We start from the raw sequence: 12,773 nt of genomic DNA on the forward strand, positions 1-12,773 counted from the left end.
TGGTGCCGGCACACCAACGGCAAGGAATAGGCATCGATAACTAAAACTCGTGAAAAGCAGTATGAGTCAGTTGTCGAGCTTTATGCTCCTTTTTTCTGAATTACAATGGTTAAAACCGCTTCTGCTCTACCCCGTACCACCTTACAGGATGGTATGGGCGCTTTACCGCACCTCCAAGGCACTACTTTTCGAGTTTGGGCACCTGCCGCTACGGCTGTAGCGCTAGTTGGGCCTTTCAATTCCTGGGACCCTAGTACCCACCCGCTCGCCCATGAAAATGACGGCTACTGGGCCGCCGATTTTGCGGAGCTTGGTCCTGGCACCGAGTACAAGTTCCACCTCACTACCCCCTCGGGCGAGCTAACCCGCAACGACCCCTACGCCCGCGAAGTCACGCACTCGGCCGGCAACTCGGTGGTGCCTACTCATAACTTCGACTGGGAAGACGACCAGTTTCAGATGCCGGCCTGGAATGAGCTAGTAATTTACGAGCTGCACATTGGCACCTTCCACGCCCCCGACCCAACGCGCCCCGGCACCTTTCATGATGCCATTGAAAAGCTCGATTACCTGCAGGACCTCGGTATCAATGCCGTAGAAATTATGCCGGCTACGGAGTTTCCAGGTAGCTTGTCGTGGGGGTATAATCCGGCTCATCCCTTTGCTATTGAAATAGACTACGGCGGGCCGGTGGCTTTCAAGGAGTTTATCAAGCAGGCGCACCGCCGCGGCATTGCTGTTATTCTGGATGTGGTGTACAACCACTTCGGGCCCGGCGACCTGGACTTGTGGCAGTTTGATGGCTGGGCTGAAAACGACGGCGGCGGCATTTACTTCTACAACGACTGGCGCGCCGAAACGCCCTGGGGCCACAACCGCCCCGACTACGGCCGCGAAGCCGTGCGCCGCTACATCCGCGACAATGCCCTGATGTGGCTGGAAGAGTTCCGGGTAGACGGGCTGCGCTGCGACTCTATCTCGCACATCCGCAACGTGCACGGCACCAACGACCCTTCCCACGACCTGCCCGATGGCTGGAGCCTGATGAAGTGGATCAACGAGGAAATTCGGGAGCGGATGCCCTGGAAGATTACCATTGCCGAAGATCTGCAGGGCAATGAGTACATCACCAAGTCGCCGGAGGAAGATGGCCAGGGCTTTTCGGCACAGTGGGATGCAGCCTTTGTGTACCCCATCCGCGAGGCCCTTGTGACGCCCAACGACGAGGACCGCAACATGGAAGAAGTGGCCAAAGCGCTGAGCTATTCCTACAACGGCGATGCATTTCAGCGCGTCATCTACACCGAATCGCATGATGAGGTAGCCAACGGCAAAGCGCGCGTTACGGAGGAAATTATGCCCGGCAATGCTACCTCGTGGTTTCCGAAAAAGCGCTCTACCCTAGGGGCCGCGCTGGTGTTTACCGCTCCCGGCATCCCGATGATTTTTCAGGGCCAGACGATGCTGGCCGACGGCTCCTTCTCCGACGACCAGCCCCTGGATTGGAGCCGCGCCGAAGAACACGCGGGCCTGGTGCACCTGTACCGCGACCTGATTCGGCTGCGGCGCAACCTCGATGGGAATACCCGCGGCCTGATGGGTCAGAGCATCGATATTTCCCACCTCAACAACGAGGATAAAATTGTGGCCTACATCCGCCGCGACCAAGGCGGCCCCGGCGACACCACGGTAGTACTTTGCAACTTTGCCGATACTGCCCACCCGGCTTACACCATTGGGCTGCCCAGGGGCGGCCACTGGCGCGTACGCTTCAACTCCGATTGGGAAGGCTACGACCAGGAGTTCGGCAACTTTGAGAGCATGGACACCCAGGCGGAGGAAGGTGTATATGACGACCAGCCATTTCATGGCACGTTTGGCCTAGCGCCGTATTCGGTGCTGATTATTTCGCAAGAGCCGAGCTAGCGTACCTGCTGCGGCAGGTTTGGCTTTGGGGTTTGCCTAGTGTAGTGCTGTAAAAAGCAGTTCACTGGGCAAACCCCACTTTTTTTAGCGCATCCCGTAGGAAAACGCTAGCCAAACACCGCCAGAAGCCTATCTTGCCCACTCGCCCAATTCCCACGCTATGCAAGTTCCTCTCCCTACCCCCGAACCAATTGCTCCGGACGCCCTGCTCGTGGAAGTAGCCTGGGAAGTCTGCAATCAGGTGGGAGGTATTTATACTGTTATCCGCAGCAAAGTGCCCGCCACTGTGCAAGGCTGGGACGACCGGTATTGCCTGCTAGGCCCGTATTTCGCCAACCAGGCCCAGGGTGAGTTTGAGCCCTACGACGACCACCAGATGGCCAGCCTCACCGATCCGTTTGCCGGGGCCGTGCGCGAAATGCGCCGCCGCGGCTTCGATGTGTGCATGGGCATTTGGCTGGTAACGGGCCGCCCCCGTGTGGTGCTCATCAATCCGTTTCAGGCCTACCCGCGCCTAGGGCAGATTAAGTCCGACCTCTGGAACGACCACCACATTCCGATGCCCGACGGCGACGACCTGCTGCACCAAGTTGTAGCCTTCGGCGACCTGGCCAAAACCTTCCTGGAAATTCTGGCCGCCGAGGTAGTGCCGCCGCAGCGCCTGGTAGCGCATTTCCATGAGTGGATGACGGGCGTGGCTATACCGGCCCTGCGCCGCGACCAAGTGCCAGTACATCTGGTATTTACTACCCACGCCACGCTGCTAGGTCGCTATTTGGCCATGAACGATCCCAACTTCTACGACCACCTCATGCAGGTGGAGTGGCAGCAGGAAGCCCGACACTTTAACATTGAGCCGGCCGTGACGATGGAGCGGGCCGCTGCGCACGGCGCCCACGTCTTTACTACGGTAAGCGAGCTAACGGTGCGCGAGTGTATCTATCTGCTCGACCGGATTCCGGATGCGGTGCTGCCCAACGGCCTCAACATTGAGCGGTTTGTGGCCTTGCACGAGTTCCAGAACCTGCACCAGCAGTACAAGACCAAGATTCACGAGTTCGTGATGGCGCACTTTTTCCAGAGCTACTCTTTTGATCTGGATAACACGCTGTACCTGTTCACGAGCGGCCGCTACGAGTACCACAACAAAGGCTTCGACCTGACTTTGGAGGCGCTGGCCCGCCTGAATTACCGTTTGCAGCAAAGCGGGCTGGAAGGCAATATTGTGATGTTCTTTATCACGAAGCGCCCGTTCCACAGCATCAACCCGCAGGTATTGCAAAGCCGTGCCATTCTGGATGAAGTGCAGGCTACCTGCGAGGCCATTGAGCGGCAGGTGGGCGAACGGCTGTTCTATGCCGCCTCCGCCAGCACCGACCACCGCCTGCCCGACCTCAGCAGCATGGTAGATGACTACTGGAAACTGCGCTACCGCCGCACGCTGCAAAGCTGGAAGACCACAAACCTGCCGCCCGTCATCACGCACAACCTAGTAGACGATGCCAACGACGACATCCTGAACTTTGTGCGCCGGGCCAACCTAGTAAACAACCAGCACGACCGGGTGAAAATCGTGTATCATCCTGATTTCGTGTCGCCTACCTCGCCCCTGTTCGGGATGGAGTACGGACAGTTTGTGCGCGGTTGCCACCTAGGGATTTTCCCGAGCTACTACGAGCCCTGGGGCTACACCCCGCTGGAGTGCGTGGCCCGCGGCGTGCCGGCCATCACCAGTGACCTTTCCGGCTTCGGCGACTACGTAATGCAAACCGTGCCCAACCACGAAGACAAAGGCATATTTGTGGTGCAGCGCCAGGAAAAAAGCTTTGATGAAGCGGCCGAAGAACTTACCGAAATGCTCTGGCAATTTGTGCAGCTCAACCGCCGCGAGCGAATCATGCAGCGCAACAACGTGGAAAGCTCCGCCGAGCTCTTCGACTGGAAAAACCTGCGCGTACACTACGACCGTGCCTATACTCTAGCCCTGGAACGGGAATAGAATACTAGGTTGCTATTAGCGCTAAACCGAACAAGCCCGGCCGTGCAATGCAGGACCGGGCTTGTTTTTTATTGAAGACGGTATGGAGCGTAGTGCCGGTTACCGCTCACTAGGGCTGAATCACCTGATTGATTACGTGCACTACCCCATTGGTGGCAAGCAAGTTGGCTGCGGTAATAGTGGCCGCTGTGCCGTTGCCGCCTCGTACGGTAAAGCCGTTACCGGCTGCCGCTACTGTTACGTTGCCGCCCAGTGTAGCTACCGTGCCCGGTGCCAGATCAGAAGAGAAAACGCGGCCCGATGTGATTACGTGGCGCGACAGAATAGCGGTCAGATCAGCATCCGATACGGAGCTCAGCGGAGCCGTACCCAGCAAGGCGCGGAAAGCAGCATCAGTAGGAGCAAACACCGTTACGTTCGCGCTGGAGCTGCCCGCTGCGGCCAGAATGGCTGCCGCGGCAGGGCGCTGTAGCGCTTCCAGAAGCAATGTAAACTCAGGCGCCGTGGTGCTGCTGGCGCTGCTCACTACCAGCCCAGCAATTGTTTGCGAAGGCGGCATCAGTACGTTGTCAATGGCATGAATAACGCCGTTGCTGGCGCTTACATCGGCAGTTACTACGCGGGTGCTTCCGTTAAGGAAAACGCCGGTTGTGTTTTTGGTTATATACAGTGTGTTATCGTTGATGGCCGCACCACCCACCGTGCTGGCGGGCCGGGCAGTAGTACGGTTACTAGCCCCGTTCGGAATGTCAGAAGCCGGCAGACTGGCCCCTACCACGTGGTAGAGCAGGATGCCCCGCAGTTGGTCGATCTGGGCCTGGTTAGTAATGGCCGTGATGTTGGCGGCATTGTTGAAGGGCGGCGCCAGCTTCGCGAAGGCATCATTGGTGGGCGCAAATACCGTGAACGGCCCGGTGCCGCTGAGGGTAGTACCCAGGTTGGCCTTTGTGACGGCCGCTACTAGGGTACTAAACGAGGCATTGCCCTGGGCTACCTGCACAATGTTCTGCGAGGAGTTGTCGGGCAGCGTGTCATCGTCGTCGTCGCAGGCAGATAGGCTAACAGTAGCCAGACCGCATAGCCATAAAGCCAGCACTCGCAGAATCGACCATTTTCTTGAAAGAGCATCCATTTTGTTTAACTTTTTTGGGTGAAATATTAAACAACTTACTTCACTACCGATAACTCAACCGTATTGTTGGCTTTCTACCTGATTTTTTTCACTTATGCCATCATCTTGTAACTTGGCTAGCCTACCTGCGGCCCCATGCACTCTGTTTCCGTTGCTTCCCGTACTGCGGCCTTTGCGGCTATTTGCCTGCTAGGGGCCGAGGCGGTAGCCCGTGAGTTTTGGCTGGAGCCGGCCCGGTTTTTTGTGATGCCTGGCACCAAGGTGCATGTGCGGCGGCTGATTGGCGAAAACTTTCAGGGTAGTACTTGGCCCGGCCAGCGCAACCGCCTGGTGTGCCTGCTCCACCTCGCGCCGGGACAGCCAGCCCATCAGCTGCTACCCCCTGCCCTTCCGCCACCCCCCGACACGCTAAGTACCACGCTCACGTTTCAGCAGCCCGGCACCCACGTGGTGGCCCTTGCCACCACAGAGGTCTTGAGTATGCTCCCGGCTCTGGAGTTCACGGCATATTTAAAGAAAGAAGGGCTGGACCATGCGCTGGCCTTGCGCGAGCAGCGCGGGGAGGCCGCTACCCCCGGCCGCGAAGCGTACCGCCGCTGCGCCAAAACACTGGTGCAGGTGGGGGGGCCTGAGCGCACCCCCGACACGACCCGCACATGGGCCCGGCCAATAGGGTTACCTCTGGAATTGCTACCCGAGCAAAACCCGCTAACCCTACCACCCAATGCGGCGCTTACCGTGCGGGTACTGGCCGAAGGAAAGCCGGTGGCCGGTCAGCAGGTAGTACTTTGGCGGCGGGGCGGTGTTGCGTCGCACGCGCTGGTAAGCAAACTTCGCAGTAACCAAAACGGGCGAGTGCTGTTTCGTATAGCCGGGCCCGGTGAATACCTGATTAGCACCGTCCGGATTACCGCGGCGCCCGCCGGGCAAGAAACTGACTGGCAGAGCACTTGGAGCAGCCTGACCTTTGGAATCCGAAATCAAAAACACCCGTGAAGCAGCCTTGTGTCAGTTTTTCACTCCTTCATCGTCTGTTCACCAACGAATAGTTTTTTTGTTACCTTCGTAACTCCCATAACCACCGAATGACCTGCGGTATGAAGTATTCCATAGATAAAAAAGAAACCTACACGATCATCACGATTGATGAAAAGAAGCTCGACACCACCGTCGCGCCTGATCTGAAGTCGGAATTCGTGAAGCTAAATGCCGAGGGCATTAACAACCTAATTCTGGACCTGAGCAACGTAAAGTACACCGATTCGTCGGGCCTCAGCTCTATCCTGATTGCCAACCGGCTGTGCAACTCCACCGGCGGTTTGTTAGTGCTCACGGGCCTGCAAGACCATGTAATGAAGCTCATTACCATCTCGAAGCTCGAGTCGGTGTTGCACATTCTGCCAACTGTGGAAGAAGGGATTGACCGCATTTTCCTGCACGCCATTGAGCGTGACCTGACCAGCAAAGAATAGCTTTTTGTAAGCTGCTAGCTGTTGGCTGTTGGTTGTTAGTTTTCGTGCTGACAGCTACCAGCCAGCAGCTTTTTCTTTTCTGTTGTTTTCCGGCAGCAGGTAGCCGCCTTGTGCTGCACTCTGCTTTCCTCTCACTAAAAGAAGCGTACCGCCGGTTTTGGAGTTTGAGCTGAAAATTCTGGGGAGTGCCTCGGCCACGCCGTTCATGGACCGCCACCACACGGCGCAGGTCCTGACGGTGAGCGGCACTCAGTACCTGATTGATTGTGGGGAAGACACCCAGCGCCGGCTGATGGAGCACAAAATCCGGCATCAGCGCCTCCACACCATCTTTATCAGCCACCTTCACGGCGACCATTTTTTTGGATTGTTTGGGCTGCTTGGCACCATGCACCTGAATGGCCGCACGGAGCCCCTTCGCCTGTTTGGCCCTCCGGGCCTGGATGAAGTGCTAACCACGCAGTTCAGGCATTCTTATACCCACCTCAACTTTGAGCTGGAGTTTACGCCCGTTGACCCCACCCAGCACGTTCAGATTTTTGAGGACAAGAACCTGACGGTGCACACGCTGCCCATGCGCCACCGCATTCCGTGCTGCGGCTACTTATTCCGTGAGAAGCCCAAGCGGCGGCGCCTGCTTTCCGAGCGCCTGCCGGCCGGCCTCACCCCTGCCCAGCTTAATGCCCTCACCCTCGGCGAAGATGTGCTCGATGACCTGGGCCAGGTGCAGGTGCAGAATGCTGCCGTAACTACCAACCCCAAACACGCTCGCAGCTACGCCTACTGCTCCGACACGCTCTACACGGAAAGCCTGGCCGACTTAGTACGTGGTGTTGATTTGCTGTATCACGAGGCTACTTTTGCCGATGACCTGCGCGACCGGGCCCTGGCCACGCACCACTCCACGGCCCGCCAGGCTGGTCTGCTGGCCCGCCGCGCCCAGGTGCACCGCCTCCTGATCGGGCATTTCTCCTCCCGCTACCGCGACCTGACGCCGTTGCTGGCCGAGGCCAAAACCATGTTTGAGTGGACGGAACTGGCAGTAGAAGGGCTACAGATAAGTATAGCGGAATAACTCTGTCGTCTGGTTCTGGTTGTTGTTCCGAAAACTCGCGCCGCCGTGGCACGCCTGCCGCGCCGTCCGTTTTACTTGTCTTCTATGGCCCAATCGTTTACGCACAAAAAGCAACAGCTGTATCTGGTGCTCAGCGGCATCTTCATTGTAAATGCGCTACTGGCCGAAATCATTGGCGTCAAGATTTTTTCGGTCGATGCGTTGCTAGGTCTGCCCGGCAACTTAACCGCCGGCGTTATCATTTGGCCGGTGGTGTTTGTCACCACGGATATCATCAACGAGTACTTCGGGCGGCAGGGCGTGCTGCGCGTCAGCTTCCTGACCGTGGGCCTGATCTTGTATTCCTTTCTCGTGATTCTGGCTACCACTAAGCTGCCGCCGGCCCAGTTCTGGCTCGATGTGAACAGCAAGGATGCCCAGGGCCGACCCTTTAATATTGAGTTTGCCTACCAGAGCATTTTCCGGCAGGGCCTGGGCATTATTCTGGGCTCCATCACGGCCTTTATTATCGGGCAGGTGCTGGATGCGTCCATCTTTCAGTGGTTTAGAAGGGTAGCAGGCGGGCGCTACGTATGGCTGCGGGCCACGGGCTCTACACTGGTTTCCCAGCTCGTCGATTCGTTTGTGGTATTGTTCGTGGCGTTCTATGTATTTGGTAATTGGACCTTTGATCAGGTACTGAGCGTGGCCAACACCAATTACTGGTATAAATTCGCGGCAGCTATTCTGCTCACGCCTGTGCTGTACCTAGCCCACTTTCTCATCGACCGCTACCTAGGAAAAGAGGAAACCGTGGAGCTGCAGCAGGAAGCGGCCGCTGATGTAAGTGTGTAATGCTTTTTTAGATAAGTACTTATTCACTTTCTGCTCCGACAGGCTCATTAGAAGCCGATAACGCGTAATTCAAAGTAAACTACATGTCCCGCATTCTTACCGGCATTCAGAGCACGGGCCGCCCGCACTTGGGCAACCTGCTCGGCGCCATTCTTCCGGCCATCGCGCTGTCGAAAAACGCAGCCAATGAGTCGTTGTACTTCATTGCTGACTTGCACTCCCTCACCACAGTGCGCGACGCGGAGCTGCTGCGCCAAAACACCTACGCGGTAGCTGCTGCATGGCTGGCCTGTGGGTTCGATACCGAGAAAAACCTGTTCTACCGCCAGTCAGATATGCCACAGGTAACGGAGCTCACGTGGTACCTCTCGTGCTTCACGCCCTATCCGATGCTAGCCAACGCGCACTCGTTCAAGGACAAGAGCGACCGGCTTTCCGACGTAAATGCGGGCTTGTTCACGTACCCCGTGCTGATGGCGGCCGATATTCTGCTGTATGACGCGGAAGTGGTACCCGTGGGTAAAGACCAGATCCAGCACCTGGAAATTGCCCGCGACATTGCCTCAGCTTTCAATGGCCGCTACGGCGAAACCTTCGTGCTGCCCCAGGCCCGCGTAGATACCGAACTGATGACGATTCCGGGCCTCGATGGGCAGAAGATGAGCAAGAGCTACGGCAACATCATCGACATCTTCGCCGATGATAAGGCCCTACTTAAAACCATCCGCAGTATTGTCTCGGACAGCACGCCGCTGGAGGAGCCGAAGAACCCCGAAACGGATACCACCTTCAAGCTGTACTCGCTGCTGGCCACGCCGGCCCAGACGGAGGAAATGCGCCAGAACTACCTGCGCGGCGGCTACGGCTACGGCCACGCCAAAACGGCTCTTTATGAACTGATTGTGCAGCGCTTTGCCACGGAGCGGGAGCAGTTCAACTTCTACATGAACAACCTGCCCGAGGTAGACAAGCGCCTGGCTGAAGGCGCCCGCAAAGCCCAGGCTTACGGCTCGGAAGTACTGAATAAAGTGCGCGAGAAAGTAGGTTACTCACGCCGCTAACGCAGTAGTCATAAAAGAGAACAGTCAGCTTGGGCAATGCTCAGGCTGACTGTTCTCTTTTATGACTACTGCGCCAGATAGTACCCTAGTAGGGCAGGCCGTCGATGTTGATGGGGTGATGATCCTGTTCGTTGGAGAAGCTGAAGCCGACTTTGCGGGGGCGGCTGACTTGCTGGTTTTCCAGCTTTTGCTTCACGTTAATTTTCTGGATGTCTTCCAGCGGCGGCGCAATCAGGTCGTTGTTTACGGCGGCAATCATGGCGCTTTCTACGAACAGCTTGAGGCCATCTTCCGTCACGGGATTGTCCGACATGTCGTTGTCAGGCAGTTCTAGCTGCTGCACGCCTTCCAGAAAATAGTGGTTGTCGATGTTGATGAGCAACCGGCCTACTAGGTAGCCGGGGTCGTTCATGCGCTGGTATTTGATGCTGTCGGCCATGAAGTTATAGGCCATAATGTGCCCGAAAAACCGGCGACGGAAGTCTTCTTCCACGTACTTGGTGGCCATGGGACCGTAGTCATCGGGGAAGGTGACGATGTTGGAGTGCAGCACAAACACCAGTAGGTCGCCGGAGAAACGAATGTGGAACTCCATCTCGTTTACGGGCCGGTACTCGATAATTACTGTCGAGTCGACGGGCGTGATTTTGCGGCTCAGCTCCACTACCAGCTCCTGCGACACCTTGCGCAGCATGGCAAAGGTGGCCTGCGTGTTGCGGTAAATGGCTTGTTTGGCCGACGACTTCTGTTTCAGGCCCTCAAAAATCAGGTCGAGGCGGTCTTCGGGAGTTGGAGCGGGCTCGCCGGGGGCATTCGGGCGCTGCCCGTCCGTATTGGGGCTACCAGTGGTAGCGTGCGTACTTTCTTCGGTGTGCGAAGAGCTAGCAGAAGTAGAGTGGCTATTGAGCGTTTCGTCCATGAAGTTCAATGCTATGAAAAAGCCCACACACGGGCACGAAAAGGAGCAGGTGGCCCTAGGTAGTAAGCAGGTGCAAACTATCACTTACGCAAAATAACCAGTTCTGAGTTTTACCGGCGCATGTTTCGACCAATGCATCTTCTGTCTTGGCAATTCCCTGTTCTTCCCGGCTACATCCTATTAAGTCACCGCTGGAGGCACCAGCTTGGGCGGCGGAAGCAGCTCCTTAGCCGCTGGCCATGAAGCACTTCGAAACGCTACGGTGCGCAAGCCAGAGTGCGGAAACTCCGGGGTAGCGGGCAACAGCATGGCTTGGGCCGACGCTTGCCCAAGGGCCTCTCCTACCGTGCGTACCCCTCCCGCCGGTACAGCCAGCTTTTCCAGCGCCGCCAGCAACTCCGCCCCCGCTACTTCCGAAATCCGCTGGCGCAGCATGGCTTCCAGCTCTACTCGGTTCGCTACCCGGTTGGTGTTGGTTTGAAAACGCGCATCGGTTGCCCATTCCGTCCGACCTAGTACGCCGCACAGGTGCTGAAACTGACGGTCGGCGCCCACGGCTAGCAGTAGCCGTACGCCATCCGCCGCTTCATACACCGTCCCATACGGTACAATGCTAGGATGCCCAGAGCCCATAGGCTTCGGATCGTGGCCCGTGACAAGGTAGGTGGCGGCTTGGTTGGCTAGTGAGGCTAAGGCACTCTCCCAGAGTGACACCTGCACTAGTGTACCGCGGCCGGTTTTCTCGCGTTGATAGAGCGCCGTGAGCAGGCCTTCTTTCAGCTGATGCGCGGTAAGCAGATCAATTAGCGCTACGGGCATTTTTTGGGGTTCTTGCCCTGTCCCGGCGGCGTTAAGGTGCATAAACCCCGTTTCGGCCTGCAATACGGCATCGTAGCCGGCGCGGTGGGCCTCGGGGCCGTAGCCGGTGATGTGGCCATAAATCAGGCGCGGGTTCAGGGCCGCCAGGGTGGCGTAGTCGACGCCCAGTTTCTCGGCGTCGCCGGGTTTGTAGCTAGCCAGCACTAGGTCGGTGGTAGCCGCCAACTGGTGCACTTCGGTGCGGCCAGCGGGGGTAGTAAGGTCCAGCACCAAGCTCAGCTTGCCCCAATTAGCACACGAGAAGTACGCCGATACAGACGTGCCTGGATCCTCAGCGGGGGTGCGCCAGGTGCGGGTTACGTCGCCGGTGGGTGGTTCAACCTTGAGTACGTCGGCCCCTAGTTCAGCCAGAAACTGCCCGACTTGTGGGCCAGCCAGCACCGTTGCCAGCTCCAGCACCCGCAGGCCGTCAAGAGGTAATTGTTGGGAGAGTTCGACCATGGGCCGAAGGTAGGAGGCGCAACGCAAACTCAGGACGCTAGGTAGCCTCGCTCCCGCAGCTCGGGCCAGGGGTCACGGAGTTTTTCCAGGCGCCCGCCGTGCAGCAAGTACACCACATCGGCCAGCGCCAGCACCTCGGCATAGCGGTGGTCGGTGAGGAGCACGCCGGTATGGTGCTTGGCCGTTTGCATCAGGCTAGCGAGTTGCTCCACGTGTACCGGCATAATTCCCGAGAACGGCTCATCCAGCAGCAAAAAACGATTCTTGCGCGCCAGCAACAGCAGCACCTGCAGCAGCCGTACTCCGCCCCCCGACAGCTCATTGAGCCGGCACCCAGCCTGCACTTGCTGCTGAAATTCCGGAAAACCCGCCAAGGCCGCCTCCGCATCCACCGCAAGCAGACGAGCGGCTTGCCGGATGGTGAGGTTGCCGGGCAATAAGGGTGCCTGTGGCAGGTAGCTCATCAGGCCCGCTTGCTGGTAAGCCGGAATTACACGCTGGCCGTTCACGCGCACGGAGGCATCGGGCACGGACCGGGAGCCAAAAACGGTTTGGAGCAGAGTTGATTTGCCGCTGCCATTACGGCCTAGCAGAGCCACAATCTGGCCGGTTTGCACTCGCAGGTACACATCCGTCAGGAGGGCGCGCTGGCCAAAGGCGAGCTGAATGCCATCGGCTTCCAACACCCACGGCTCTGGTTGCGAGGTGGGTTTCATGGAATCAGCAGGCTAGCAATTACCACCAGCAACACAAACAGCACTCCATCCAGGAGCATCACGCCGCCCCACAGCTGCCGGGGCGAGAGGTGCAGGTTACGGTAAAACCAGTACTGATGCGGCCGCAACTGGGAGGTCAGGTAAATAATTGGCGGAAAAGTCAGCAGCTTTAGCAGCAGCACAGGTACTAGCGGGGGCGGCCAGTTACCGAATTGGGGCAGCAACGAGGAACCGATAATCAGCCCCGATACGAGCAGCGTGTACACCAGCACGGAGCGGTAAAACAGGGCCAGGGCCTTCAGATAAAGCGTCATGAATA

The 12,773-nt window shown here is 57.7% G+C and carries 12 protein-coding genes; 7 read left to right on the forward strand and 5 right to left on the reverse strand.

Annotated features, from left to right (window positions below; translation table 11 throughout):
• The first annotated feature begins 153 nt into the window (after nucleotides 1-153).
• Both ACYVHC_RS15705 and ACYVHC_RS15710 read left to right on the forward strand, forming a co-directional pair.
• On the forward strand, nucleotides 154-1,926 hold the full coding sequence (locus ACYVHC_RS15705; protein WP_460614730.1) for an alpha-amylase family glycosyl hydrolase: 1,773 nt from the start codon (nucleotides 154-156) through the stop codon (nucleotides 1,924-1,926).
• A gap of 160 nt (nucleotides 1,927-2,086) precedes the next feature.
• Entirely contained in the window at nucleotides 2,087-3,925 is a 1,839-nt protein-coding gene (locus ACYVHC_RS15710; protein WP_460614731.1) for a glycosyltransferase family protein, read from the forward strand.
• Between the two features lie 109 nt (nucleotides 3,926-4,034).
• On the opposite strand, the gene ACYVHC_RS15715 is transcribed toward ACYVHC_RS15710, so the two are convergent.
• Nucleotides 4,035-5,057 (reverse strand): fasciclin domain-containing protein, encoded by a 1,023-nt coding sequence (locus ACYVHC_RS15715; protein WP_460614732.1) that lies wholly within the window; start codon nucleotides 5,055-5,057, stop codon nucleotides 4,035-4,037.
• 135 nt (nucleotides 5,058-5,192) lie between these two features.
• Between ACYVHC_RS15715 and ACYVHC_RS15720 the strand changes: the two genes are divergently transcribed.
• The 5 genes from ACYVHC_RS15720 (at nucleotide 5,193) to trpS (ending at nucleotide 9,499) form a co-directional block, all read left to right on the forward strand.
• Nucleotides 5,193-6,053, forward strand: coding sequence for a DUF4198 domain-containing protein (locus tag ACYVHC_RS15720; RefSeq protein ID WP_460614733.1), 861 nt, complete (start codon nucleotides 5,193-5,195; stop codon nucleotides 6,051-6,053).
• A 101-nt stretch (nucleotides 6,054-6,154) separates the two neighbouring features.
• Nucleotides 6,155-6,529 (forward strand): STAS domain-containing protein, encoded by a 375-nt coding sequence (locus ACYVHC_RS15725; protein ID WP_044002696.1) that lies wholly within the window; start codon nucleotides 6,155-6,157, stop codon nucleotides 6,527-6,529.
• 157 nt (nucleotides 6,530-6,686) lie between these two features.
• Nucleotides 6,687-7,604, forward strand: coding sequence for a ribonuclease Z (locus ACYVHC_RS15730; protein WP_460614734.1), 918 nt, complete (start codon nucleotides 6,687-6,689; stop codon nucleotides 7,602-7,604).
• An 84-nt stretch (nucleotides 7,605-7,688) separates the two neighbouring features.
• Complete coding sequence (locus ACYVHC_RS15735; RefSeq protein WP_460614735.1) at nucleotides 7,689-8,438, forward strand: VUT family protein; 750 nt, start codon at nucleotides 7,689-7,691, stop codon at nucleotides 8,436-8,438.
• Between the two features lie 83 nt (nucleotides 8,439-8,521).
• Nucleotides 8,522-9,499, forward strand: a complete 978-nt coding sequence (gene trpS, locus ACYVHC_RS15740) for a tryptophan--tRNA ligase (protein WP_460614736.1) — start codon at nucleotides 8,522-8,524, stop codon at nucleotides 9,497-9,499.
• An 85-nt stretch (nucleotides 9,500-9,584) separates the two neighbouring features.
• Here trpS and ACYVHC_RS15745 read toward each other — a convergent pair whose 3' ends face one another.
• From ACYVHC_RS15745 to ACYVHC_RS15760, 4 genes are all read right to left on the reverse strand, one after another.
• Complete coding sequence (locus ACYVHC_RS15745) at nucleotides 9,585-10,418, reverse strand: hypothetical protein (RefSeq protein ID WP_460614737.1); 834 nt, start codon at nucleotides 10,416-10,418, stop codon at nucleotides 9,585-9,587.
• 180 nt (nucleotides 10,419-10,598) lie between these two features.
• Nucleotides 10,599-11,738: a CaiB/BaiF CoA transferase family protein gene (locus ACYVHC_RS15750; protein ID WP_460614738.1), complete on the reverse strand. Its 1,140-nt coding sequence runs from the start codon at nucleotides 11,736-11,738 to the stop codon at nucleotides 10,599-10,601.
• Nucleotides 11,739-11,767: 29 nt separating this feature from the next.
• Entirely contained in the window at nucleotides 11,768-12,454 is a 687-nt protein-coding gene (locus tag ACYVHC_RS15755) for an ATP-binding cassette domain-containing protein (RefSeq protein WP_460614739.1), read from the reverse strand.
• Complete coding sequence (locus ACYVHC_RS15760; RefSeq protein WP_460614740.1) at nucleotides 12,451-12,768, reverse strand: hypothetical protein; 318 nt, start codon at nucleotides 12,766-12,768, stop codon at nucleotides 12,451-12,453. Before ACYVHC_RS15760 ends, ACYVHC_RS15755 begins: the two co-directional genes overlap by 4 nt.
• Between the last annotated feature and the right edge of the window lie 5 nt (nucleotides 12,769-12,773).

The sequence above is a fragment of the Hymenobacter seoulensis genome (assembly GCF_054780535.1).